This is a genomic window from Massilia rubra, assembly GCF_011682065.1.
Taxonomy (GTDB): domain Bacteria; phylum Pseudomonadota; class Gammaproteobacteria; order Burkholderiales; family Burkholderiaceae_D; genus Telluria_A; species Telluria_A rubra.
Genome location: NZ_VUYU01000014.1, coordinates 51,598 through 76,871 on the forward strand (window position 1 = coordinate 51,598; position 25,274 = coordinate 76,871).

At 66.5% G+C, this 25,274-nt stretch carries 23 protein-coding genes; 9 read left to right on the top strand and 14 right to left on the bottom strand.

Annotated elements, in window-relative coordinates; all coding sequences use genetic code 11:
* Positions 1-3: 3 nt before the first annotated feature.
* Positions 4-1,143, bottom strand: coding sequence for a DNA topoisomerase IB (locus tag F0185_RS20190; RefSeq protein ID WP_167227458.1), 1,140 nt, complete (start codon positions 1,141-1,143; stop codon positions 4-6).
* 241 nt (positions 1,144-1,384) lie between these two features.
* Here F0185_RS20190 and F0185_RS20195 point away from each other — a divergent pair, with 241 nt between their 5' ends.
* The 4 genes from F0185_RS20195 to F0185_RS20210 all read left to right on the top strand — a co-directional run bounded on the left by F0185_RS20195 (position 1,385) and on the right by F0185_RS20210 (position 6,381).
* Positions 1,385-2,176 (top strand): alpha/beta fold hydrolase, encoded by a 792-nt coding sequence (locus F0185_RS20195; protein ID WP_167227460.1) that lies wholly within the window; start codon positions 1,385-1,387, stop codon positions 2,174-2,176.
* Between the two features lie 233 nt (positions 2,177-2,409).
* Positions 2,410-5,130, top strand: a complete 2,721-nt coding sequence (locus F0185_RS20200) for a sensor domain-containing diguanylate cyclase (protein ID WP_167227462.1) — start codon at positions 2,410-2,412, stop codon at positions 5,128-5,130.
* 113 nt (positions 5,131-5,243) lie between these two features.
* The gene (locus F0185_RS20205) at positions 5,244-5,834 is read left to right on the top strand and encodes an acyl carrier protein phosphodiesterase (protein ID WP_167227464.1); all 591 of its coding nucleotides are present in this window, start codon (positions 5,244-5,246) and stop codon (positions 5,832-5,834) included.
* Positions 5,821-6,381, top strand: a complete 561-nt coding sequence (locus tag F0185_RS20210; protein WP_167227466.1) for a hypothetical protein — start codon at positions 5,821-5,823, stop codon at positions 6,379-6,381. The genes F0185_RS20205 and F0185_RS20210 overlap by 14 nt, the downstream gene beginning before the upstream one ends.
* Here F0185_RS20210 and F0185_RS20215 read toward each other — a convergent pair.
* Together F0185_RS20215 and F0185_RS20220 are read right to left on the bottom strand one after the other, a co-directional pair.
* Positions 6,350-6,883, bottom strand: coding sequence for a Cif family virulence factor (locus tag F0185_RS20215; RefSeq protein ID WP_167227468.1), 534 nt, complete (start codon positions 6,881-6,883; stop codon positions 6,350-6,352). The genes F0185_RS20210 and F0185_RS20215 overlap by 32 nt on opposite strands.
* 94 nt (positions 6,884-6,977) lie before the next feature.
* A complete protein-coding gene (locus F0185_RS20220) occupies positions 6,978-8,165 on the bottom strand; it encodes an MFS transporter (protein WP_167227470.1) in 1,188 nt (395 codons plus the stop codon).
* A 113-nt stretch (positions 8,166-8,278) separates the two neighbouring features.
* Between F0185_RS20220 and F0185_RS20225 the strand changes: the two genes are divergently transcribed.
* Positions 8,279-8,680, top strand: coding sequence for a GFA family protein (locus F0185_RS20225; protein ID WP_229477106.1), 402 nt, complete (start codon positions 8,279-8,281; stop codon positions 8,678-8,680).
* Between the two features lie 15 nt (positions 8,681-8,695).
* Here F0185_RS20225 and F0185_RS20230 read toward each other — a convergent pair whose 3' ends face one another.
* Positions 8,696-9,433, bottom strand: a complete 738-nt coding sequence (locus tag F0185_RS20230; protein WP_167227474.1) for a DUF481 domain-containing protein — start codon at positions 9,431-9,433, stop codon at positions 8,696-8,698.
* 103 nt (positions 9,434-9,536) lie between these two features.
* Positions 9,537-9,983, bottom strand: coding sequence for a DUF4124 domain-containing protein (locus tag F0185_RS20235; protein WP_167227476.1), 447 nt, complete (start codon positions 9,981-9,983; stop codon positions 9,537-9,539).
* Positions 9,984-10,210: 227 nt separating this feature from the next.
* Here F0185_RS20235 and F0185_RS20240 point away from each other — a divergent pair, with 227 nt between their 5' ends.
* Both F0185_RS20240 and F0185_RS20245 read left to right on the top strand, forming a co-directional pair.
* Complete coding sequence (locus F0185_RS20240; RefSeq protein ID WP_167227478.1) at positions 10,211-12,460, top strand: hybrid sensor histidine kinase/response regulator; 2,250 nt, start codon at positions 10,211-10,213, stop codon at positions 12,458-12,460.
* A gap of 84 nt (positions 12,461-12,544) precedes the next feature.
* On the top strand, positions 12,545-13,741 hold the full coding sequence (locus F0185_RS20245) for a DUF2863 family protein (protein WP_167227480.1): 1,197 nt from the start codon (positions 12,545-12,547) through the stop codon (positions 13,739-13,741).
* Positions 13,742-13,743: 2 nt separating this feature from the next.
* Here the strand turns inward: F0185_RS20245 and F0185_RS20250 are convergent, their stop codons facing one another.
* Positions 13,744-14,100: a hypothetical protein gene (locus F0185_RS20250; protein WP_167227482.1), complete on the bottom strand. Its 357-nt coding sequence runs from the start codon at positions 14,098-14,100 to the stop codon at positions 13,744-13,746.
* 223 nt (positions 14,101-14,323) lie between these two features.
* Positions 14,324-17,221, bottom strand: a complete 2,898-nt coding sequence (locus tag F0185_RS20255; protein ID WP_167227484.1) for a bifunctional diguanylate cyclase/phosphodiesterase — start codon at positions 17,219-17,221, stop codon at positions 14,324-14,326.
* Between the two features lie 170 nt (positions 17,222-17,391).
* On the opposite strand from F0185_RS20255, the gene F0185_RS20260 reads away from it, so the two are divergent.
* A complete protein-coding gene (locus F0185_RS20260; protein ID WP_167227486.1) occupies positions 17,392-19,836 on the top strand; it encodes a hybrid sensor histidine kinase/response regulator in 2,445 nt (814 codons plus the stop codon).
* Positions 19,837-19,870: 34 nt separating this feature from the next.
* Positions 19,871-20,308: an NUDIX hydrolase gene (locus F0185_RS20265; protein ID WP_166893449.1), complete on the top strand. Its 438-nt coding sequence runs from the start codon at positions 19,871-19,873 to the stop codon at positions 20,306-20,308.
* A 27-nt stretch (positions 20,309-20,335) separates the two neighbouring features.
* Here F0185_RS20265 and F0185_RS20270 read toward each other — a convergent pair whose 3' ends face one another.
* From F0185_RS20270 to F0185_RS20300, 7 genes are all read right to left on the bottom strand, one after another.
* Positions 20,336-21,157 (bottom strand): hybrid sensor histidine kinase/response regulator, encoded by an 822-nt coding sequence (locus F0185_RS20270; RefSeq protein WP_167227488.1) that lies wholly within the window; start codon positions 21,155-21,157, stop codon positions 20,336-20,338.
* Positions 21,158-21,325: 168 nt separating this feature from the next.
* A complete protein-coding gene (locus F0185_RS34915; RefSeq protein ID WP_167227490.1) occupies positions 21,326-22,873 on the bottom strand; it encodes a PAS domain-containing protein in 1,548 nt (515 codons plus the stop codon).
* A 250-nt stretch (positions 22,874-23,123) separates the two neighbouring features.
* Complete coding sequence (locus F0185_RS20280; protein WP_167227492.1) at positions 23,124-23,450, bottom strand: hypothetical protein; 327 nt, start codon at positions 23,448-23,450, stop codon at positions 23,124-23,126.
* Between the two features lie 70 nt (positions 23,451-23,520).
* On the bottom strand, positions 23,521-23,790 hold the full coding sequence (locus F0185_RS20285) for a DUF5985 family protein (protein ID WP_167227494.1): 270 nt from the start codon (positions 23,788-23,790) through the stop codon (positions 23,521-23,523).
* 26 nt (positions 23,791-23,816) lie between these two features.
* Positions 23,817-24,074: a DUF5985 family protein gene (locus F0185_RS20290; protein ID WP_167227496.1), complete on the bottom strand. Its 258-nt coding sequence runs from the start codon at positions 24,072-24,074 to the stop codon at positions 23,817-23,819.
* Complete coding sequence (locus tag F0185_RS20295; RefSeq protein WP_167227498.1) at positions 24,074-24,469, bottom strand: hypothetical protein; 396 nt, start codon at positions 24,467-24,469, stop codon at positions 24,074-24,076. The genes F0185_RS20290 and F0185_RS20295 overlap by 1 nt, the downstream gene beginning before the upstream one ends.
* A 137-nt stretch (positions 24,470-24,606) precedes the next feature.
* Positions 24,607-25,245: a LysE family translocator gene (locus tag F0185_RS20300; protein ID WP_167227500.1), complete on the bottom strand. Its 639-nt coding sequence runs from the start codon at positions 25,243-25,245 to the stop codon at positions 24,607-24,609.
* Positions 25,246-25,274 lie beyond the last annotated feature (29 nt).

A 25,274-nucleotide genomic window follows, 5' to 3' on the forward strand; every position in this document is an offset into this window, starting at 1 on the left:
GCGCTAAGCGGCACTTGCGCCACGCCGTCCTTGGCCAGCCTCCTTGCGGTTCGCCGGCGCTTCCTGCAAACGCTGCTGCAGAAACGCCACCACGGCCGCTTCTTCCGGCTGCAACTCGTGCAACTCCTCCACCAGTTCGCGCCGGGTGCTCTCGCGCATCGCTTCGAGAACGGTGCCGTCCAGATACGCTTCCAGGATCGCCGGATGCACATAGCACTTGCGGCAGATCGACGGCGTGTTGCCCAGCTTTTCCGCCACCGACTCGATCGCCCGCACGATGTTCTTCTTGGCCTGCGCCTCCGAATCGAACTTTTCGAATTCCTGCAGCGCCAGCGCGGCCAGCACCGTACCCGACCAGGTGCGGAAATCCTTGGCGGTGTATTCCTCACCGGTGATCTCGCGCAGGTAATCGTTCACATCCGACGAATCGACCGTGTGCGCAGTGCCGTCATCGTCCTCGTAATGAAACAGTTCCTGCCCCGGCAGGTCGCGGATGCGGGCGATGATGCGCGCCAGGCGTTTATCTTCCACCTTGACGTTATGGAACACGCCGCTCTTGCCCCGGAAACGGAATTCGACCGCCTTGCCGTCGATGCGCACATGACGGTCGCGCAAGGTAGTGAGCCCGAACGACTTGTTGGTGCGCGCATATTCTTCGTTACCGATCCGCATCATGGTCGCTTCCAGCAGATACACGATGGTGGCGAGCACCTTTTCGCGCGGCAGGCCAGGACGCTTGAGGTCGGCGTCAACGGTGCGGCGGATGGCGGGCAGGGCCTTGCCGAAGCTGATCATGCGCTCATACTTGACCTCGTCGCGCAGCTTGCGCCACTTCGCGTGGTAGCGGTACTGCTTGCGCTTTTTGGCGTCGCGCCCGGTGGCTTGCAGGTGGCCGTTGGCCAGCTTGCAGATCCACACATCGGTCCAGGCCGGCGGAATGGCGAGCGCGCGGATCCGCGCCAGCGTATCGTCATCGGTCACCGGATCGCCGCCGGCGTCGAGGTAGATAAAGTTCTTGCCGTGCGCCTGGCGCGTGATGCCGGGCGCGTTGTCGCTGACATAACGCAGTCCGGCGGACTTGGCGGCGGCGAGCACCTCGCCGGATGGCGCCGGGCTCGCGGCGCTGGGTTCGTCTCTTTTCATCGTTGACTCGGTCGTAGTGGAAACATGCCGAACTCCTGTCGGCAGCATGCCAAATACTACACGCGGCCGCGCCGGAGACGCGCTTCGCTTGACGCGCGCCGACGCCGGCGCAGCCAAGCTGGCGGCGCCCGGCCCAACGCGTCGTCGTCAACGCCAGTCACCAGCGGGCAGGGCGGCACAGGGCGCCGCCAGGTCGCGCCGTGTGCTACATTGCCTCCCCACCTTTTCGTAACGTGTTTGCATGCGTGTAGGCGACCTTGACCTGAATGTCCGCTCGGCGGGCAGCGGCGCCCCTTTCCTCTGGGCGCACGGCATGAGCTCGTCGATGCAAGCGGAAGACGCGCTCGACCTGCTCCAGTGGCGCCATTTTCCCGCCTCCCTGCGGCTGGTGCGCTACGACGCGCGCGGCCACGGCGGCAGCCCGGCAGGCGCGCCGGCAACCTGGCGCGAGCTCGGGCAAGACATGCTGGCCCTGGCCGACGCCATCGGCGAACACCGCTTCATCGCCGGCGGCTGGTCGATGGGCTGTGCCGGCGCGCTGCACGCGGCCCTGCAACAGCCCGCGCGCGTCAATGGCCTGGTGCTGTTCCTGCCGCCCACCTTGTGGGAGGCGCGCGTCGCCCAGGCCGCGCTGTACCGGCGCGCCATCGCCCTGGCGCACACGGCGGGCGCGGCGCGTTTCGCCAGGTTGGTCGCCAGCCAGGGCGCCGGGCTGCCGTCCTGGCTGCTCGAGGCCGCGCCGCACCTGGCCGCGCGGCGCGCTCCCATCCCGGACCCGGCGGCCATGCTGGCGCAGTACGAAGGGGCGGCCTTGTCCGACCTGCCGCCGCGCGCGGCCCTGGCCGCCCTGTCCGCCACCCCGGCGCTGATCATCGGATGGGCGGGCGACGCGGCCCATCCGCTGGCCTCGGCCGAGGAACTGCACCGCCTGCTTCCCGGGTCAAGCTTGTTCATTGCACAAAATTACCAGGGCGTGCTGGGCATTCCCGCGCGCGTGCGCGACTTCGTCCAGGTGTGCGCCGTCGATCGCTGATGCTTGCCGATTGCGTCAGCACAACACCCATCACCGAAACTGTTGTTGTTGCGCCCCATGGTGATATTTTCCATGGGAAATAATGTACACTCAAAAGCATCGGTACCCCAGCGCCACACCCCGCGCCGGCAGTGCCCGGGGTGGCGCGCGCAGTCGTGGCGGCTACCCGATTTCCCCGGCCCAGCCCCGCCGATTCGTCGTCCACACCAACTCGTCCGACAATCGCCAAGCTCATGTTCAACCGTCCCCGCTGGCTTCCTGGTCCCGTATCGCTGAAGGCGCGTTTTTCGCTGGCCGTGGGCATGCTGATCGTCCTGACCGCGACGGTGCTGACGGTCGCGACGGTGCTGATCGTGCAGCGCGGCATCGAAACGGTGGTCGGCGAGCGCGAAACGTCGCTGATCGGCCAGCTCGCGCGCGACCTCGACAACAAATTCATGATCCGCCAGCAAGCCCTGGTGCGCCTGGCGCACGACCTGGAGCAGCGCCCGCACGCGTCCGCCGCTTTCCAGGACAAGCTCGAGCAATATCACAGCATGGATGGCTTTTTCACCAATATGTCGGTGCTCGACGCCCAGGGCGAGCATGTGGCCAACATGGATTATCCGCATATGCGCGGCCAGGGCAACTTTTCCACACGCGACTATTTTCTCGACACCATCCGCAGCGACGGCCCGATCATCTCGCGCCCCCTGCGCAGCCAGCTCAGCGGTCGCCCGGTGGTCATCATGACCGCGCCCATCCACGACAAGAATGGCCAGATCAGCCACATCCTGATCGGCGCCATCGACCTGGCCAAGAATAGCTTCATCAAGGAACTGTCGATCGGGCAGGTCGGCAAGACCGGTTACTTCTATATCCTGAGCCGCGAAGGCGAGTTCGTCTCGCACCCGGACGAGCGCCGCATCCTGCAGCGCAGCGGCGATGGCGGCAAGCGCGCGGCCTCGGTCGAGCAGGCCCTGGGCGGCTTCGAGGGCACGCTGCGCGCGAAGGCCGAGAACGGCGCCGAGGCGCTGCTCTCGTACAAGCGCCTGGCCAGCACCGGCTGGCTGCTGTGCGGCGTGTACCCGACCGCCGAAGCGTTCGCCTTTGCCGGCACGATCGGCTGGAACGCGGCCATCGTGGCCGCCTTGCTGCTGCTGGTGATGGGGCCGCTGGCCTGGCTGCTGATCGGGCGCCAGTTACAGCCGCTCAAGCACCTGGGCCGGCAAATGGCGGCCGGGCGCGCTGCGCAGGCGCCCGGCGCGCCCTACGCGGACGATGAAATAGGCGAGCTGCGGCGCGCTTTCGACACCCTCATGGCCGAGCGCGACCAGGCCGAACGCGCCGTCGCCGACAGCGAGCGCAACCTGCGCATGGTGGCCGACAACGTGCCGGCGTTGGTTGGCTATGTCGACAAACACGAGCGCTTTGTCTTCGGCAACGAGCGCTACAGCGCCTATTTCGGCGTCTCGGCGCGCCAGTTGTCCGGCAAGAACGTGCGCGACGTGGTCGGCGAAGATATCTACAAGGTCAGCAAGCCTTACCTGGACGCCGCCCTGAGCGGGCGCGCGGTGCGCTTCGAGCGCCAGGTGCGGCGCCACGGCGTGATCCAGTGGGACCGGGTCGCCTACAATCCCGATATCGACGCGCACGGCGTGGTGCAGGGCTACTTCGTGCTGGTCGACGACATCACCGAGCTCAAGGCAACCCAGCAAGTGCTGGCGGCCAGCGAAAAGCGCATCCGCACCATTGCCGACAACATGCCGGCGCTGATCGGCTATGTCGACACCGAATACCGCTACGCCTTCTGCAACCGCGCCTACAGCACCATCACCGAGATCGCCCCGGAGCAGATCGTCGGACGCACCGTCAGCGAGGTGTTCGGCCCCAAGGTGTTCGCGGCGGTGGCGGCGCAGATGGCGGCGGCGCTGGCCGGCCGGCGCGTCTCGTTCGAGCGGCCCGCCGCCGAGCTCAAGGGCAACCGCTACCTGCAAACCGAGTACATTCCCGACATCGGGCACGATGGCAAGGTCGCCGGTTTCTACACGATGGTGATGGATATCACCGAGCGCAAGGCGGCCGAGCTGGCCCTGGCCGCGCAGCAGCGCCTGCTGCACACGGTGACCGACAACCTGCCGGCGCTGGTCAACTTCATGGACCGGGAAGGGCGCTTCGGCTTCGTGAACCGCCATCACGAAAGCTGGTTCGGGGTGCCGCTGGCGCGCATCCACGGCAGCCTGGTGAGCAGCCTGTTCAGCGAAGCGGAAGCCGAGATCCACCAGCGCGCCTTCGACGAAGCGATCACCGGGCGCACCGTCAAGTTCGACTTTGCCCGCATGCAGGGCGGCGACAAGCGCCACTACCACGCCACCTACATCCCGCAGGTCGATTGCGCCGGCCACGCGGTCGGCGTCACCGGCCTGGTCAACGACGTCACCGACGCCAAGCGGCTCGAAGAGCAATTGAGCGCGCTGGCCCGCTTCGACGCGCTTACCGGCTTACCGAACCGCACCCAGCTGACCGAGCGCATCGGCCGCGCCCAGACCCGCAGCGCCCGCAACGGCAACGTGATGGCCGTGATGTACCTCGACCTCGACAAATTCAAGTCGATCAACGACAGCTTCGGCCACAGTGGCGGCGACCTCGTGCTGATCGAGTTCGGCCGCCGCCTCACCGCCTGCGTGCGCCAGAGCGACACGGTGGGCCGCCTGGCCGGCGACGAATTCGTGATCCTGCTCGAAGGCTTGCAAACCGTGGCCGAATGCGCCGTGGTGGCGCGCAAGATCATCAAGGTCATGGAAAAACCCTTCGATATCGACGGCGTGGCGCGCATCGTCAGCACCAGCATCGGCGTGGCCACCGCCGAAAACGGCCTGGCCGGGGTCGACACCTTGCTCAAGCATGCCGACGACGCCCTGTACCGCGCCAAGGATTCCGGACGCAACCGCTACGCCATGACGTCGGTCAAGTAAATGCCGCCCGTGCGCCATAGCGATTATCCAACCGGAATGATTTCTGATGTTTTCTGCAAGAAATTGGATATTCAGGCATGCTGCGATCCTGATCACCGGTTTCCAGGCTCCACATGAATTACCTCGCTCATATTTACCTGGCCCGCTACAGCGACGAGGCCATGCTCGGCGCCTTGCTGGGCGACTTTGTCAAACCCAGCGCGGACGGGCAGTTCAGCGCTGTCACGCAAGCCGAAATCCTGATTCACCGCAAGGTCGATACCTTTACCGACAGTCACCCTGTGGTGTTGGCCGCCAAAAGCCTGTTCGACGGGCCGGGCCGGCGCTATTCCGGCATTTTGCTCGACGTGTTCTACGACCATGTGCTGGCGGTGCGCTGGGCGCGCTATTCCGGGGTGCCGCTGGCCGACTTTATCGCCGGCTTTTATGGGGTATTGACCCGGCAGGCCGCCGTGCTGCCGCCCAAGCTGGCCGAACTGGCGCCCTACATGATCGAACAGGACTGGCTCGGCTCATACCAAAGCTATGCCGGTGTCGATCGGGCGGTGCGGCGCATTTCAACGCGCCTGTCGAAAAACGGCGATGTGATGCGCGCGGCGCTGGACGACCTGGAACGGCATGCCGCCACGATTGCCGACGGTTTTGACGTGTTCTTCCCCGAATTAATCACTTTTGTAGAAAGCCAACGCAATGAAAGACAATAAACACTACGTGGCGATTTGCCGGTTTTATGGGGATAAACGCGCCGAGCGCTCGGGCGTGCCGCTGATTGCGCATATCGACGAAGGCCTGGCGCTGCTCGATGAAATCGGCGCGCCGGAACGGGCCAGGGAAGCGTTTTGCCTGCATCCGCTGCTTCAGGACGACGCTGCGCTGCTTGGCGCGCTGGCGCCGGACTCGCTGTTCGCGCTCGCCCGGCCCGACCCGCTGGTGGTGCTGCTGGCGATGGAATACCGGCGCGTGGCCAACGACTATCTGGCGCACCATTGCGAGAGCGCGGACGATGCGATCGCCTTGAGTTGCGTGGACGAGGTGAATCAGATGCTGATCGCCGATAAAGTCCAGAACCGCAAGGATTTCGAGCGGTTTCACCTCGGCACGCACCACAACAGCGCCACCTTGCAGCTGTATTTCGCCAACTGGCTGCACCGGCTCGGCGTGTCCGAAGAGCGCTACGCGCAATTATGCGGGTGCGTGCCGGACTCTGTGGCGAGCGCGCCTATTTCGGCCGTGGCGGCGGCACTGGGTTAAATTCCATCGACCAGATCACCGAATTGATTTTCCAGCCGGCGTCGGTGCGCACCAGGTGCCAGGCTTCCTGGCCCCAGTTCTGCTTGTAGCCGTCGCGCACGTAGCTGTAGTCGAACCAGACCTGGGCGATATCGCCGTTCGAGTCGATCCGCAGCTTATCGACGGTTTCTTCGATCCGCTGCTCGCTTTCGACGATATGATCGATGAATTCGGTCGCGCTGCCGGTGCCGGACACCTTCTTGAAGCCCGGTTTGGACTGGTCCTTGCGCATCGCGTCGATCATGTTGACGCTGTTATCGGTGGTGACGCCGATCCAGGCAATCGTGGGCGAATACAGCAGGCCCATGAAAGCCGGTTTGTCCTTCTTGATGACGGCCACGCGAAACGTTTCGACCACGTTTTCCAGCGCCGCGATATCGGCCTTGGGCGTGGTGGCGGTGGCGGTAGCGGCGAATGCCGGCGTGGACGAGAAAACCAGTGCTGCGATGATCCAGTGTTTCATGAAACCCTTTGCGTTGAAGTTGTCACGGTGGATGCGCAATGTAGCATGAAATTTGCCGGCAAGATTGGTTTTTTGATATGAATCTGCGGCCCCCTCATTTCAGCCGCAGGCGGCGCGAAAAATTGAGCGCCACCGCCAGCAAGCCGAGCGCGCCGCCCACCAGCAGCGCCGCCGTCCCCACGTGCGCCAGCAGCAGCCCGGCCACCCCCACGCCGGTGGCCTGGCCCATGAAAAAGCACGATGCGAAGGCCGACACGGCCGCGCCGCGCCGCTCGGGCGCCATCTGGGTCGCATGCGTCTGCAAGGTGTTGTGCAGCATGTAAAAACCGAGGCCCGCGCACAAGGTGGCGGGCATCGCCAGCCACCACACGGGCGCGAGGCCGACGGCTGCCAGCGACAGCGCCAGCACCAGGCCACCCCAGCGCGACAGGCCGGCTTCGCCGAGGCGCGCGAGCATCGCTTTCGAGCCCATCGCAAAGGCAAAGCCGCCGAAGCCGAACAACATGACCACGGCCCCGGCCAGGGCCAGCGAAATGCCGTGCCGCTGGTGCAGGTGGCTGGCGATGAACGCAAACGGCCCGTACAGCAAACCGCCTTCCAGGAAGGCGCTCAGCAGCACCAGCCTGGCCCAGGGCAGGGCGGCGATCCGGCCGAACCCGGCGAGCATGTGGCGCACGGCGTTGCCGGCGATCGGGCGCACGGTTTTGGCATGCGGCGGCAGGCGCCGGTTCAGCGCCAGTAAACCCAGCCCGACCAGCAGGAAGATTGCCGCCGCCAGCAGGAAGGGCAGGCGCCACTGCCGGGCGTCGGCCGCGAAGCCGCCCACCAGCACGCCGGCCGAGACGCCCAGGATTTGCCCGATCAAAAAGCGCGCCAGCACCGGCTGCCGGTGCTCGTAGTCGATTACGTCGCCGATCCAGGCCATCGACAGGGGAATGATGGCCGCGGCCGTGGCGCCGGCCAGCAGGCGCATCGCCAGCAGCGCCGGCAGGCTGGTGGCGGCGGCGCACAGCAGGGCGGTGCCGGAACTGGCCAGCGTGGCCAGCGCGATCACCAGGTATTTACCGTAGCGGTCGCCGAGCGGGCCGAAACCCAGCTGCGCGAGGCCGTAGGCGATCGAAAACACCGTGATCACCAGCGACGCCTCGCCCAGCGGCACCCCGAACTGGCGCGACAACAGCGGCAGCAGCGGGTCGGCGGCGCGCATCGAGATACCGCTGGCGAAGGCGGCCAGCGACAGCAGCGGTACGGCGCTGGCGGGAATGGGGGAGGCTTGCGTCATCGGTGTGACAAGTCTGTTTCAAACGTGCAATTATCCGCGCAATCGGGCGCGCTTGCATCGCGGTGCGGCCTGGCGCTAGACTGCTATTCACGATGACTGCGCCGGTGGAGGAGATGATGCGTTTGCAGGGAGGATGTTATTGCGGCGCGGTGCGCTACGAAACGTCGGAACGGATGTTCCATCAAACCGTTTGCCACTGTCCGAGCTGCCGTCGCCTCAGCGGCGCGCCGCATGTGGCCTGGTTCAGCGTGGCGCGCGCCGATTACCGCGTCACGACCGGCACGCCGGCGCAGTTTCAATCGAGCCCGGCCGTCACGCGCAGCTTTTGCGCCGCCTGCGGCACGCAGCTGACCTACGCCCGCAACGACACGCCGGACCAGATCGACGTCACCACTTGCAGCCTGGACGAGCCCGAAGCGGTGGCGCCGCGCGACCATACTTTTACCGCGTATCGGCTGGACTGGGACCGCATCGGCGACGGCATGCCGCAATACCCGCGCCTGCGCGAAGAATAGGCTGAAACGACTCGCCTAAAACGAATAGACCAGGGTCAGCGAGGTCTGGGTATCGGTGTTCTTCTTGTCTGCAGGCACGTTGGTATCGTTGCGGGCGCTAAAGGCCGCCTTCATCTGCATGGTGCCGTTGATCTTGGTGCTCAGGGCCGCCTCGGCGATCGAGTGGACATTCGAGGTGCCGCGCTCGACGCTGACCACTTGAGAGAACTGTGCGCTCTGGCTGACCTGCCAGCGCATGGCAGCCGCGCCGCGCACCGTGAAGCCGCTTTCCGGCTCGCCGGTGGCGCGTTCGCCGCTGAAGTAGCCCGGGCCGATTTCGACATCGACGCTGGCCGCGGGCGAACTGTACCAGCGCGTGCTGCGCCCGACCGCCATGGTGGTGTAGTTGGTGTAAGCGCCGAATTTGTCGCCCACGTGGGCCGCCAGCACGAACAGTTTTTCGTTGTCCTTGACCAGTTTGTAGGCTGCCTTGGCCGAGAGCGAATAGCGTTCGGCCGAGCGGGTCGAACTGCGCTTACCCTCGCTGTCGTTGACTTCGTCTTCCTTGAAGTGGCCGGCCACGATGTACTGGTTGCTCCAGTCATCGAGTTCCTGACGTGCGTCGATCTTGCCAGAAACGGAGGTGCCGGCGGTGTTGCCGGAGGTGCTGATGGCGCCCAGTTCGGCGGAGGTGTGCCAGCTGTCGTCGATGCGGTCGCTGGCAAGGGCAGGGGCGCAGGCCACGGCCAGTGCGATGAGCGGTAGGAGTTTCATGAGCTTGGTGCGGGTGAAAGATTGCCCGCATTGTAACCGAGCTCAGCTTTGTCCGCCCGCCCACCGGGACCGGCGCCCCCGCTTGCTCGCGCCGCCGGAGCGCTTACTGCAAGCTGGCGATGCGTTGCGAACGCGCGCTCTGGGCGGCGCTGTCTTGCAGCATCAGGCTGTGGCGGGCCGCCTTGAGCGTGGCCACGTCGCGCGCCAGCGCGCCCGCGGCAAACTTGCGCACGCCCGGCAGTTCGCGCTTGGTCCATGCCGCCGCGCTGTTGTAGCGCTCGATCGTGGGCGCGCTCACCGCTGCGGGCGTGTCCGCCGCTTCGTCGCTGACGAGCGCCATGTCATTGTCCTCTTCCGCCTCGGGCGCGGCCGGCCCGGCGCTGCCCGCCACCACCGCCACGGTCTGCTCCGCCGCCGGACAGCGTGCGTCGGTCAGGGTCACCTTGCCGCCGCTGTCGATGCATTTGACGATCTCGGCGTCGGCAAAAACGGCTGACGACAACATCAGGCCGGCGAAGAACATGCTGCGGGTGAGGGCTCGGTGAATCATGGTAGTGCTCCTGTTTGCGAATGAGTCCATTTTGCGCAGTTCGTCGATCCCTATCTGTTCGTTACCACACGCTGTTGTTTTTGCATTGAACTTTCACCGATGAAATTTTTATTCTGACGCAAACCGTTGCGCACGGTTGGGTGCGGCGACAAGGAGCCTGATAAGGAAAGTAGAATGTTTTGTATAAGCGGACTCAGCTACCGCACTCATTACAGGCGGCAATTCGCATGCATATTCGCGCTTACCTGTTCCTGATGGCCGCTGGCATCCTGGTGCCGGTGATCGTGTTCGCCAGCCTGGCCCTGGCCATGCTGCAAAACGCCGAGCGCGACGCGGCCCTGCGCGGGCTGCGGGAAACCGCGAACAGCATCGCCTTGCTGGTCGACCGCGAGCTCTACAGCGCCGAAGCGGGCTTGCGCGTCCTCGGTGGCTCGCCCTCGCTGGCCGAAGGCGACCTGAAAGCGTTTTATGCCCAGGCGCGGCGCGCCAACCGTGGCAGCACCGGCTGGACCGTCCTGCTCGATGCGCAGGGGCAGCAACTGATCAATACCTTCCTTCCCTACGGCAGCGAGCTGCCCAAGCCGCACGCTGGCGGCCTGGTGCGGCAAGTGATCGCCACCCAGAAAACCTATGTGTCCGACGTGATTCCCGGCCCGGTGGTCAAGGGACTGGTCACCACGGTGACCGTGCCGGTGCCGATCGACGATGGCAAGCGCTATGTGCTGACGGTGGCGTTTTCGACCGACCATTTCACGCGCCTGATCGCCAGCGTGGATGTGCCGCCGGGCTGGGTGGTGGGCATTATCGACAGCAAGGGGCGCTTCATCGCGCGCAGCCAGAATCCGGGCGCGCTGATCGGCAAGCAGGCGCGCCCGGAACTGGTGGCGGCGGCGGCCCGGGCGCACAGCGGGCAAATCCGCCACAACACCGTGGAAGGCACCGAATCCTACGACGTCTTCACCCATTCCACCCTGTCCGGCTGGACCCTGGCCGTGGCCGCGCCGGTCGCACTGATCGAGCGCTCGGCGCGGCACGCCTCGTTTGTCGCCGCCATGGGGATGCTCGCGGCCATGCTGTGCGCGGTGGCGCTGGCCGTGTATTTCGGGCGCCAGCAGGTGCGCTCGATCGCGCGCGCGGTCAAGGCCGCCACCGACCTCGGCGCCGGCGTCTCGCCCAAGCCGGTCCGTTCGCGGGTGGTGGAAATGAACGAACTGCACGCGGCGCTGCACGCGGCCGGCGAGCAGATGCTGCAGGCGCAGGCCTACCGGCGCCATGCCGAGGCCGACCGCCAGGCCTTGCTCGACGGCGAAAAGAAAGCGCGCCAGATGGCCGAGCAGCAAAACAGCGCCAAGGACCAGTTCCTGGCCATGCTCGGCCACGAACTGCGCAATCCGCTGGCGCCGATCAGCACCGCCGCCCAGTTGCTGCGCCTGCAACCGGGCGACGCGCGCCGGGTGCGCTACGCCAGCGACGTGATTTCGCGCCAGGTCGAGCACATGAACAGCTTGCTGGGCGACATGCTCGACGTCTCGCGCGTGACGCGCGGGCTGGTCACCCTGAGCCTGGAGGAGATCGAGCTCGACGCCGTCATCGACCGCGCCCTGGAGCAGACCCACAGCCTGGTCGAATCCGCGCACCACCGGGTCGAGGTCACGTTGCCGCCGACCCCGATCCGTATGCGCGGCGACAAGACGCGCCTGGTGCAGATCTTCGCCAACTTGCTCAACAATGCCGCCAAGTACACCCCGCCCAACGGCCGCATCGGGATCGAGGCGCGCCTGGAAGGCGAGCACGTGGTGGTGGTGGTCAGCGATACCGGCGAAGGGCTCGCGCCCGAGCTGGCGCCGCGCGTGTTCGACCTGTTTTCGCAGGGCGAGCGCAAGCCGGACCGCGCCCAGGGCGGGCTCGGCCTGGGGCTGGCCCTGGTGCGCAGCCTGGTCGAGCTGCACGGCGGCACGGTGACGGCGGCCAGTCCCGGGCCGGGGCAGGGCAGCAGCTTCACCGTGACCCTGCCGTGCCAGCCGACAGCGCTGCCTGCGGCGAGCCCCAAGCGCCGCCGCGGCGACGCGCGCGGCCCCTCGCTGCGCGTGATGATCGTGGACGACAATGTCGACGGCGCGATCAGCCTGTCGCTGTTCCTGGAGGCCGCCGGCGGGCACAATGTGTGCACCTATTACGACGCCAGCGCCGCGCTGGCCTGGGCCGAGTCGGAAGCGCCGGACGCCTTCATCCTCGACATCGGCCTGCCCGACATCACCGGCTACGAACTGGCGCGGCGCCTGCGGGCCATGCCGCGCTTTCGCGATTGCCTGTTCATCGCCCTGACCGGGTATGGCCAGCCGCAGGACCAGCAACTGGCGCGCGACGCCGGTTTCGACCATCATCTGGCCAAGCCGGCCGATCCGCAGTACGTGCTGGAACTGCTGCGCACGCCGCGCAAGAGCGGCAAGCGCCGCGTCGCTCGCAAAAGGGCATAGAGCCTATCTCAGTAGATCGGCTCTTGGCGCTGGCGCTGGCAATTTGTTACCATGGCGCCTCATTAGCCACCGATCTGCCTTCCCATGCCCAAAAACAAGCGCCCCGTCCCCCGCAAGTCCGCCATCCCGCCGCAGGAGGATGACGATGTGCTGGCCCAGCAACTGGCCGACCTTGCGCTGGCCGTCGCCAGTGAAGAAGGCGATGCCACCGCCATCGCCCTGCGCGACGTCGAGCTGGCACGGCTGGTGCGCAACGCCTTGCGCAAGAAGAACGACGACGTGCTGTACGGCGCCATCGAGCGCGCGCGCTACACCGATGCGGTGGCCTACCAGTTGCTGCGCGAGCGGATCGAGGAAGCGGCCGGCGCCGTCACCCTGCGGCGCGAGAATGGCCCGGAGATGGAAATCAACGCCTTTGCCCTGCCGGTCTTCGTGCACAGCACGGGCGGGCTGAAGGAAGCGGAAGGCTTCAACGATGGCGATGCCTTCGACCAGTTGGTCGAGAGCATCAAGCAGGGCGGCCTGGAGAGTCCCCAGGCCACGGTGGTGATGATCAGCCACGCCTACGACCTGGACGAAGTCGATGCCATCACCTACAGCCACCTGAACGACATGGTGCGCGACGCGGCCGGCTCGATGACCGAGAAAAAACTGGTGGCGCGCCCGGCGCTCGAACGCAGCATGACCGGCTGGGCCGACACCCACTTCGGCCCCGCCGACACGGCGGTCGAACTGCGCTTCCTGCTCGGCTTTGCGATGAAGCGCGCCGACGATCCGTTTTACGCCGCGCCGGAAGGCGAAGAAGCGGCCGAGGCCTGGTTCGACGCGCGCATGGCGCGTTACCGCGCCTGGACCGTGGCGGCGGGACCGCTGGTCAAGCGCTGCCTGGCCCTTGACCCGGCCTCGCTCGAGCTGCACTTTCTGTACCAGGACCTGTTCTACGGCGCCAAGGAGCAGGGCGTGGCCGAACTGGCCATGCTGCAAATGATCAGCGACGTCAACGCGGCGCTGGAAGAGCGCGGGGTGGCGGGGGCCGAGGTGCGCGCCATGGTCGGTCCGGCCGCGGTGGAAGACGAGATGGTGATGCGGGTCAACCTGAGCGATGCGGCCGGCGTGTTGCTGGCCTCGCTCGAAAAGCCGCTCGACGTGGCCGCCGACCTGCGGGGCGAGGTGGACGATCTGTGCGATGCGCTCGCCTCGCTGGGGATCACCTCGACGTCGGTGGCGCTGCGCTTCGGTGAAGATGGCCAGCCGATCGAAGCGCGCGCCTGGCAAGCGTAAGCTTATTGCACCCTGGCATTGGCCAGGCAAGCCCAGGCGACCAGCATCACCACCATGCCGGTCATGCTCAGGCAGGCGCAGGTGAAAAACCAGGCCGGCCACAGGCTCGCCTGGTGGGCGCGTTCGAACAGGCAGCCCATGCCGAAGCCGAACAGGGTCAGCGCCGACCAGCGCCGCAGGTAAGTCGGGAAGTGGCGGCACATGGCGCGGTTGTGCCGCAGCGCCGCGTGCCGCTCGAACACATTGCGCGCCGCGCCCGGGTCGGCGAACAGCCAGTCGAAGAACAGGAAGCGATACCACAGCGTGAGGAAGGGAAGTTCGCCGCCGGCGCCATGCTCGGAGGTGGGCGTATCTGCCATGGTGGGGCCTTTGCTGGATGGTACCGACACTGGCGCTGCGCCGTGTGCATTCATTCCATTGACTTATGCTCCGTCGTTCCCGGCCTGGGCGGCCCCCTTGGCGGGAACCCAAGTTCGTACTGCCATCGGCGGCTCGACAAACTTGGGTTCCCGCCTGCGCGGGAACGACGGAGCCGAGTCTACCAACTATATACCGATCCGCGTCGTCCCGGTGCGCGCCAGCTCACGGTGTCAGCGGGCGCGGCTTGCCGACCCAGTAACCCTGGGCAAAGTCGACCCCGATCGCTTTCAGGCTCGCCAAAATGGCCGAGTCGGTCACGTATTCGGCAATCGTCTTGCGCCCCATCATGTGGCTGATGTCGTTGGTAAACCGCACCATTTCAAAATCGACCTCGCTGGTCGACATCATCTGGATGAAGGACCCATCGATCTTGATGTAATTGACCGGCAATTGCTTCAAATATGAAAAGGACGTCATCCCGGTGCCGAAATCATCGAGCGAAAAGCGGCATCCGCGCGCCGACAGCGCTTCGATGAAGGAAATTGTCTTTTGCATATCGGCAATCGCACCGTTTTCGGTGATTTCAAAACACAGCTTGCTGGCCGGTACTGCCGAGGCATCGATCAAATCGGCCGCGAATTTGTGAAAGCTGGGGTCGCCCAGCGAGCGGCGCGACAGGTTGATGCTGCACATTTCCAGGGTGTCGGTATGGTCGGGGTTGCTTGCCAGCCATTCCAGGGTGCGCGTCAGCACCCAGCGGTCGATCTTGACGATCACATCGTAGCGCTCGGCGGCCGGCAGGAAGATGCCTGGCCCGATCGGTCCGTTGCGGCCGTTGCGCATGCGCAGCAGGATTTCGTAGTGGCGCGGGCCGTCGCCATCGTCGAGCGGCAGGATCGGCTGGTAGTACAGTTGCAACTGGTCGTTCTGGAAGGCGTGCGTCAGGCGCGTGACCCAGTGCATGTCGCTGCGCCGCTGGGCAAAGTCGAGGTCGCCCTTGTAATGCACATAAATGCGGTTGCGCCCGCGGTCCTTGGCGATGTAGCAGGCATGGTCGGCGCGCCGCATGGCTTCCTCGACGTTGATGGTGCCGCCGTCGATCGGGGTCAGGCCGATCGACACGCCGAGCTGGAAGGCGCGCCCCTTGCACACATAGCGGAAGGTGCGCGTGGCCTCGAGGATCTTTTGCGCCACCGCCATTGCCTGGTCGACGTCGCAATGCTCGATGATGAGGGCAAACTCGTCGCCGCCAATGCGCGCCAGGGTATCGCGTTCGCGCACGTGCTCGCTGTAGGTGGTGGCCAGGCGCTTGAGCAGTTCGTCGCCGGCCTGGTGCCCGCAGGTATCGTTGACCACCTTGAACTGGTCCAGGTCCATGTACAGCAAGGCCGCGCAGGCCCCGCCCGCATGCTGCGCCCGTTCGATGGCGCGTTGCAGGCGCAGTTCGAATTCGCGCCGGTTGACCAGGCCGGTAAGCGCGTCGTGGCTGGCCTCGAAGCCGAGGCGGCGCAGCAGGCGCTTCGATTCGGTGACGTCGTGCATGATCAGCACCGCGCCGATCAGCTCGCCGTTATCGAGGATCACCGGGGCTACCGCGTTCTCGACCGCGAAACGGGCGCCATCGTGCGACACCAGGGTGGCGTGCGGCAAGCCGTCCACGGTCTGCTTCTGGTCCAGGCAGCGCTCGATGGCGGCGAAGGTGGCGTCGGCGCACGCCGCTTCGTCGATGTGCAGCACGTCGCGAAAGCGCAGCCCGCGCGCGGCCGCCTCGCTGACCCCGAGCATGCGCTCGGCGGCCGGATTGACGGTCATGATGGCGCCGCCGCGGTCGGCCGTCACCACGCCGTCGGTGAGGGCCGCCAGGGTGACCAGGGCGCGTTCCTTTTCGGCGGCGGCGGCCAGTTCCATGTGCTTGAGCGCGCTGACATCGTGCAGCACCGCAATGGCGACCCGCGCCACGCCATCGCTGTCGACGATGGCGGCGCTGGTGACGTCGATATGCAGGCGCTCGCCGTCGGCGCGTTCGTAAATCAGGGCCTCGGTGCGCGGCCCGTCCTGCTCGCGCACGGTGCGCGCGAGCGGCAAGTCTTCCGAGGCGATGCGGGCGCCGTGGGCGTCCACGAAAACATAGTCGCGGTAGTCGTGGTAGGAGTCGACCCCGGAGAAATCGCGTCCCATCATGCGCGCGGCGGCCCGGTTCTGGTAAGTCAGGCGCCCGGACGGCACGTCGGCCATCACCACGCCCGAGGGCATCTGTTCGAGGATGTCGGAAAAACGCGAGCGTTCCTGGCGCAACTGCGACACCAGGCGTTCCTTTTCCAGTTCGGCCAGCTTGAGGTTGTCGATGCCGACACAGGCGCCGAGTAACTGCATCGGACCATCCTCGATGCTGCGGTGCCAGTTGGCGCGCAGGAAGAACCATTGGCAGTGGCCGTCGCGGCGCATGAGGCGCAGCTCGGTTTCGATGGGCGCCGTCAAGGGGTCGCGGCAGGTGTCTTCGAGCAGGCTGCGAAAGCGCGCGCGCTCGTCGGGGTGGACGAGCCCGAGCCAGGCGTCGAAGTCGAGCTGTGCCGGCTCGCCATCGTAGCCCAGCAGTTCGCGCAGGTGGCGCGACAGTTCGACCTGGCCGCTGGCGACATCCCACTTCCAGGTGCCGGCCTGGGCCGCGCGAAGGATCAGGTCGATTTCCTGTTTTTCTTTCGTGCATGATTCGAGCAGCTTGTGGCGGGTCAGGTCGATGGTGAGCTTGGAAAAGCCCAGCAGCCGATTGTCGTCGCCGCGCAGGGCGGTGAGGGCGATGTGGGCCCAGAACAGGCTGCCGTCCTTGCGCTTGCGCCAGGTTTCCTCGCTGTAGAAGCCGTTTTCCGCGGCCTTGGCCAGGTTGTGGCGCGGCCAGCCGCGTGCGCGGTCCTCGTCGGTGTACAGGAGCGCGAGATGGCTGCCGATCGCCTCGTCGGCGGTATAGCCCTTCATGTCCTGCGCGCCGCGGCTCCACACGGTGATGTAACCGTCAGGGTCCATGAGGAAGACAGCCACCTCGCGGATGCCGACCACCATCAGCCGGTATAGCTCGGCGGCTTCGTGCTGCGGCAATGCGGACGCCAGGAATCGTTCAGGCATGCGATACCCCCACCTTATAAAGGTGTAAATAGGCTTGGAGAGGGGCAATCACCCCAAGTTCCCGGACTTCAAAAATATTTTTTAGTTCTTGCACAATTGACTTTTATTCATCCTCGGCCTACATTGCGCTCTTGACCTGGGCGATCGCCACGAGGCACATCGGACACCCAATGCTCAACGAGAACAGCACGCCCAAGGCCGCGAACAAAGGCAGAATCAATATCCTGCTGGTGGACGACCAGAGCGCCAACCTGCACGTGCTCGAAGCCGTGCTGGCCGAACTCGACGAGGTGCTGGTCAGCGTTTCCTCAGGGGAACAGGCGCTGCGCGAACTGCTGGTGCGCGAATTCGCCGTGGTGCTGATGGATGTGCACATGCCGACCATGAGCGGCTTCGAAGCCGCCGCGTTGATCCGCAGCCATCCGCGCTCGCGCACGCTGCCGATCATTTTCCTGACCGCCCTCGGCGACGACCGCGCGCACATGGAGCAAGCCTACGCGCTGGGCGCGGTCGATTACCTGACCAAGCCGATCAGCCCGGTGATCCTGCGCGCCAAGGTGGCGTTTTTCATCGACCTCTACCGCAAAACCGCCGAGATCGCCCTGCATGCGCAGGCGACCCACCTCGAAGCGCTCCGCACGCGCGACGAACGGATTCGCCTCATTCTCGACAACACCCGCGATTACGCCTTCATCGGCACCGATACCGATGGCATCGTCACCGAATGGGAGGGCGGCGCCGAAACCATCACGGGCTGGTTCGCGGCCAAGGCTTGCGGCGAGCCGAGCGCCATCATCTTTACCCCGGAAGACCGCGCCGCCGGCGTGCCCGAGCACGAAATGCGCACGGCGCGCGAAACCGGGCGCGCCGACGACAAGCGCTGGCACGTGCGGCGCGACGGCACCCGCTTCTTTGCCGATGGCGTGATGGTGCCGCTGCGCGACGAGGCCGACAAACTGCGCGGCTACGCCAAGATTTTCCGGGACGCCACGTCCGAACGCCTTGCCGCCGAGCAGCTGGAAATGTCCGAACTGCAACTGGGCGAGTCGCGCCAGCGCTCCCAGCGCGCCGAGGAAGGCATGCGCCGCCTGGCGGCGGTGGCGGCGCAATCGTCCGACTTCATCGGCATCGCCAGTTCGGAAGCGCGCACCAGCTACGTCAACCCGGCCGGGCGCCGGCTGGCGGGGCTCGCACCCGATGCCGCCCTGGGCGAGTATCGCATTGGCGACTTTTTCGCGCCCGACTGCCAGGCCTTTGTCGAGGCGGTGGTGTTGCCGGCCGTGCGCGGCAGGCAAGCGCGCTGGGAAGGTGAACTGCGCATGCGCAACTTCCAAAGCGGCGCGATCCTGCCCATCTATTACAAGGGCTTTGCCGTGTTCGACGACGACGGCCAGAATATCGGCCTGGCCTCGATCATGCGCGACATCACGGCGCAAAAGCAGGCCGAGGACGAACTGCGCCGGGTGGCGGCCGACCTGGCCGAGGCCGACCGCCGCAAGTCCGAGTTTTTGGCGACCCTGGCGCACGAGTTGCGCAACCCGCTGGCGCCCATCCGCACCGGGCTCGACCTGATCCGCATGGCGGCGCCCGGCGCCCCCAACATGGCCAAGGTGCACGACATGATGGACCGCCAGCTCGGTCATTTGATTCACCTGGTCAACGACTTGCTGGACGTGGCGCGCATCACGCGCGGCAAGATCGAACTCAAGCGCGAAGCGAGCGACGTCGCCACCCTGGCCGCGATGGCGGTCGAAACGAGCATGGCGGCGCTCAACGCCGGGGGCCACACGCTCAGTATCGAGGTGGCGCCCGAAGCGCTGCCGCTCGAGGTCGATGTGACCCGCATCGTCCAGGTGCTCAGCAACCTGCTCAACAACGCCGCCAAGTACACCCCGGCCGGCGGGCGCATCGTGCTGCGCGCGCTGCGCGAAGGGGACGACGCGCTGCTGTCGGTGCATGACAACGGGGTCGGCATTGCGCAGGAAGACATCGGCACCCTGTTCGACATGTTCACCCAGGTCGGGCGCAACCTCGACCGCTCGCAGGGCGGGCTGGGGATCGGGCTGTCGCTGGTGCGCCGCCTGGTCGAGCTGCACGGCGGCAGCGTCAGCGCCACCAGCGCCGGGCGCGACCAGGGCAGCACCTTCACCGTGCGCCTGCCGCTGCACCTGGGCAATGCGCCAGCCGTGGCGTCGCTGGCGCCGTGCGGCGCCGCCCCCGGCGCGCTGCGGGTGCTGGTGGTGGACGATAACGTCGACGCCGGCGCCAGCCTGTCGACCTTGCTCGAAGCGCTCGGCCACAGCACCCGGGTGGCGGTCGACGGCGAACAGGGCCTGGTGCTGGCGGCCGCGTTCCGCCCGCACCTGGCCTTTCTCGATATCGGCCTGCCCGGCATGAGCGGGCACCAGCTGGCGCGCGCGATCCGCGCCACCAGCGGGCTCGAAGGCATGTTGCTGGTGGCCCTGACCGGCTGGGGCGCGCGCGCCGACGTCGCCATGTCGCAGCAGGCCGGGTTCGACCGCCACCTGACCAAGCCGGTCGACATCACCGCCCTGAACAGCGTGCTGGCGGCGGCCGCGCGCCCCGGGTCATCGCCCGCCATGGAGCAGCCATGAACAGCGGCATTGCCGGCTTGCGCGGGCTGGCCGCATGAGCGCGCCAAAACGAATCCAGACGGTGTCGTGCGGCACCCTGGTGGTCAATCCGGCCGGTCAGTTACTGCTGTGCCACGTGACCAACACGCCGAGTTGGGACATTCCGAAAGGCATGCAGGACCCGGGCGAGACCACCCTGGCGTCGGCCATGCGCGAACTGCGCGAGGAAGCGGGCATCGCCTTTGCGCCGGAGCGCTTCGAGGACCTGGGCGGGTTTGCCTATCGCAGCGACAAACGGCTGCACTTGTACCGGGTGCGCGCCGGGGCCGACTTGAGCAGCCTGGCGCACCTGGTGTGCACGAGTTTCTTTCCGCATCCGGTGACCGGCGAGCCGACCCCGGAAACGGATGGCTTCCGCTGGGCCGCGCGCAGCGAGCTGACCCGGCTGTGCTGGCCTCGCATGGGGAAACTGCTGGTAACCCTGGACTGGTAGCCGCTCGCGCCGACGGTGCGCGCCGCCTCAGGACGCCACGGCCGCGTCAAGTCCGGCAAGCTGCGCATGGCGCGCCAGCAAGTCGGCCAGGGCGCCGAGCTCGACCGGCTTGGTCAGATGCACATCGAAGCCCGCGGCGCGGGTGCGCTCGCGGTCGTCGGCGCTGCCCCAGCCGGTCAGCGCCACCAGCAGCACGCCGGCATGGCGCGCATCCTGGCGCAGCGCCTGCGCCAGCTGGTAGCCATCCATGCCGGGCATGCCGATGTCGAGGAACATCACCTGCGGATGGCGCCGGGCCGCCATGTGCAGCGCGGTCGGGCCGTCGTTGGCGACGTCGACCACATGCCCGATCAGCGCCAGCAGCTCGGCCAGGGTAGCGGCGGCGTCGACATTGTCATCGACCACCATCACACGCAGGGCCACATCGGCGCTGGCGGGGCGCCCGGCCTTGCCCGGCGCGGGCGTGGCGGCCGGCGCCCCGGGCGGGGCCAGCGGCAGGCGCACGCTGAACACGCTGCCATTGCCCAGGCCGGCGCTGGCGGCGCCGGCCTGGCCGCCATGCTGCTCGGCCAGGCTGCGCACCAGCGACAAGCCGATGCCCAGCCCGCCCGCATGATGGGCCGTGCGCCCGACCTGGGTGAACATGTCGAACACGGCGGCAAGCTGATCCGGCGCGATGCCGATCCCGTTGTCGCTCACCGCCAGGAGCACGTCGTCGCCTTCCTGGCGCGCGGACAAGGTGATGCGGCCGCCCTGCGGCGTGTACCTGGCGGCGTTGTTGAGCAGGTTGTTGAGGATCTGGCGCACCCGGTTCGGGTCGGCGTACAGCGCCAGCGGCCGCTCGGGCACCTCGACACGTAAGTCATGCCCGCTAGTGTTCCGAGTTAGAAATTCGTTGATGATTAAATGTGGTGAAATCGTAACGAGACAAGGAACAAAGCGCAGACAGGCCGAGGCCTGGCGAGCATTTGTGACGCAGTATCGGTGCGATTGTCGCCATATTTATTCAACGAATTTCTAACTCGGGACACTAGCATCGATGAGCGGACGGCTGGTTTCGACGGCCCCGGCGACGACCTGCTGCACGCTGGTCCACTCGGGCTTGAGCGCGATCTGGCCGCGCGTGATGCGCGCCACGTCGAGCAGGTCGTCCACCAGCGCCACCATGTGGTCGAGCTGGCGGTCCATGATGTCCTGCACGCGCGCGACCACCTTGGCGTTGCCGGCGTTCAGGCGCAGCACCTGCAGGCCGCTGCGGATCGGCGCGAGCGGATTGCGCAGTTCGTGGGCCAGCGTCGCCAAAAATTCGGTCTTGCGGCGGTCGGCTTCGGACAGGTCGGCTGCCAGGCGGCGCAATTCGGCGTCGGCCGCGACCCGTTCGCTGATATCGGTAAACAACACCGCCACCTGGCGGCTGGCCGGCCCGCCCACGCGCGTGGCGTACACATCGAACCAGCGATGCATGGCGCGCGCTTCGTCGACGAAGCGCACCGGCACGCCGGTGGTGGCGACCTGGCCATACATGGTGAACCAGTGGCGGTCGTGGCCGGGCACCAGCTCGCGCACGGTCTTGCCGACGGCGTCCGTCAGGCCGGTGTGCTTGACGAAGGCCGGGTTGATTTCGATGAAGCGGTAGTCGACCGCGGTGTCGCCCTCGAACAGGACGTCGATGATGCATACGCCGGTGTCGATCGAATCGAACAGGGTGCGGTAGCGCTCTTCGCTGGCGCCGAGCTGCGCTTCGGCCTGCTTCTGGCGCGTAATGTCGAGGACCACGCCGCGCAGGTGCTGGCCGGCGCCGGATACGTCGGCGAGCACCTCGCCACGCGCGATCACGTGGTGGTACAGGCCGTCGCTGGCGCGCACCCGATACTCAAGATCGTACGGTTCGCCGCTGGCGAGGGCCGCTTCGATGCGCGCCGTGGCGTGGGCCAGGTCGTCAGGGTGGAGCGCGTCCAGGTAGTTCTGCACCGGCCCGCCGGCGGCGATCTCGGGCGAGATATTGAACAGGCGCGCCATGGCGGCGTCGGCGGTCACGCGGTTGGCCGCGACATCCCAGGTCCAGGTGGCCAGTTCGGCGGCGGCCAGGGTGATTTCGAGGCGGGCGCGGGCCTCGCGCAGGTCGGTGTCGCTACGGCGCTGGCGCGTGGCGGTGTGGTGCGCGTCGATCAGGAAGGCGAGCTTGGCCTTGAGCGCCGCCGCCAGCACCGGGCTGGGCAGCACATCGATGGCGCCGGCCGCGTACGCTTGCGCAAAAGGGAAGGAGGGATCGCCTTCCGGCGCAATGACGATCAGGGCGATGCCGGCCAGGCCGGGCGTGGCGCGCAAGCGCTGCACCAGGTCGATCACCCCGGTGGCGTGCGCGCTCGCGGCGGCGGCGGCAGGCTTCGCGCCGGCGTCCACGATGATCAGGGCAAGCTCGGCACTGGCGGAATGGGATGTCGCCGCGTGCGCGTCGAGCCGTACAGGCACATGGCCCAGCTCGCGCAGAAGCTGCGCCAGTGCGTCGCTGGCGGCATCGTGCTGGTCGACCAACAAAATGCTCGCACAATTGCTTGCCCTCATCGTGCAATCCGCTCCGTGGCGATGGTCGTGTCGGGAACGGAGGAGATCGGCATTGCGTCCTTTTCGGTGGTGGAAGACAGTTTGTCAATATTGGCGGGTCATTCTCCGAAAGTCAATCGAACGCCTCCATGGGTGTAGGCATGACAGCAACGGACCGGCTGCGGATGCAGCGATCCCATTCGGCCTGTCGCGACTGCTCCTTGCCGGTACCCGGGGGGAGGCACTTTGCGTAAAGGCATTGCCTTGCGGCTCAGGCGCGCGATCGGGATGGGGCGGGCGCGCCGGCGACCGGCGGGGGCTGCGCGCTTTCGTCCGGCGACAAGGTGGCGGCCACGGCGCCGGCAAGGTCGGCCTGCGGCGCCGGGTCGGGCGGCAAGGCCCCGACCCGGCGGGCCTGGTCGGATTGCTGGTCGAGGCTGACTTCTTCGGCGACCGCAAAGCGCTCGTCAGTCTCGTCGTCCCCGGCCGGCAGCAATGATGCGGAGCGAACGTCCGCCGCGCCGGGGTCGGCGCCCGGTGGCGGGTGAACAGGCGGACCGGTGTCGGGCATGTCGCTGTTGCTGTCACTGGCTGGCATGATGGCTCCTTTGGCTTGCGATAAAGTCAGTTAGAGACATCCCCCGGACGAAAGTTCAGACCATGCCGCCTTATTCGACCGCCTTTTTGCGGGGCCAGTTCTTGCATGCGATCGCCCACAGGATCAGGCAATACGACAGCAGGCGCAGCAGGAAGTGGAAGGGCGAATCTTCGCTCATGCCGGGCGTCAGGCTGGCGTAGATGCGGTGCGCGCCTTCGATCAGGAACGACAGCGCAAAATACATAAAAAAGCGGTCGCCCGAGGTGCGCCAGAAGCGCAGGAAAAACAGGCCGATCACCACCGAACCCATGGCGCCGGCGCCGGCCAGCATCAGATCCATGGCGTGCTCCATGTTTTACTCATCTCTCACTCCTTCTCGTCAATCAGCCCGTACAGCAGCAGGGATACCGAGATCAGCGCCGTCACCAGGCGCAGGGTCAGCAAGTCCATGGCGGGGAACACCAGCTTGTCGAGGATCAGGATCAGGTTGTTCAGGGTCATGCCGCAAAAGCACAGGCCGCTCCAGAACAGCAGGCGATGCCCGGTACGCGCATAGCTGGCCAGCAATAGCCAGGCGCAGGCCAGCGCGGTGAGCATGCAAAGGCCATAAATCGCCGCCGCCATTACGATTCCTTTCGCCAGGTGAACGCATCGGCAAACTGCTGGGCCTTGCGCTCGAGCTTAGAATGAATCAGATGGGTCACCTCGACCAGGCGCCGCGCGTACAGGTCGGCCAGGGCATCGATCACCTGGCCCAGCGCCGCCGTGGCCGGCTGGTAGCGGAACACCGGCGCGCTGCCTTCGTGGCGCAAGGTGACTGTCATGCCCGCGCGCGACAGGTCCGCCAGCACGCTCGCGGCCAGCTTGTCGCCGATGTAGAGCCGCTCGGCCACGGTTTGCACGGACCAGTCCTGAGGCGCGCTGTTGCGCAACAGCAGCAGCGCCTCCAGGTGGGGAACGGAGGCAATACTGGTCAGCAGGAAGCGACGCAATTCTTCGGGTATCGGTTGGGGCACCATGATGTACAAGAATCCATTGCGCCAAGCTAAGCCAACGCGGTCCAAAACCCGTATTCTAGTCGACTTTGCTTATCAAGCATGCATCATTGTGATGTTCTTACGTATCAATACAGCAACACTCCATGCGCCGGGCCAGCTCACAACAGATTGCGTACCAGTTGCGCCGCGCTCAGCGCCGCCAGCACGATCAGCAGCACGCCCATGGCGCGCGCGAGCAGGGTGGCCGCACCCGGCCGCACTTCCAGCCAGCGCCCGGCGCCGCCGCCCAGCCATGCCAGCGCGCCGTAGATGCCGGCCTGGGTCAAGGCGGTGATGGCGCCCAGCAGCGCGGCCTGGGTCCACAGCGGCTCCGGTCCGGGCCTGAGAAATTGCGGAAAAATGGCCAGCATGAACAGGTAGGCCTTGGGGTTGAGCAGGCTGGTGACGAGCCCGCGCCGGAAGGTGGCGCCCATCCCGCAAGCCTTGCCCGGCAGGTGTTGCACAAAGCCGCCGCCGGCGCGCAGGATGCACCAGCCGATCCACGCCGTGTACAGCGCGCCCGAGCCCAGCATCGCATTGAACAGGGCCGGCCACAGCCGCAGCAGCGCGGCCACGCCCAGCGCACTCATCGCCAGGTGGCACACGCCGCCGCAGACGATGCCGGCCACCGCCGCCAGGCCGGCGCGCCGGCCGCCCAGCACGGCGCTGCCCATGACAAACGCCATGTCGAGGCCGGGCAGGGCGATGATGCCGAACACGACCACAAAGTACAGCCACAGGTTGGCGTGCGCGCTCATGCCGGCCGCGCCGACAGGTCGATTGCATG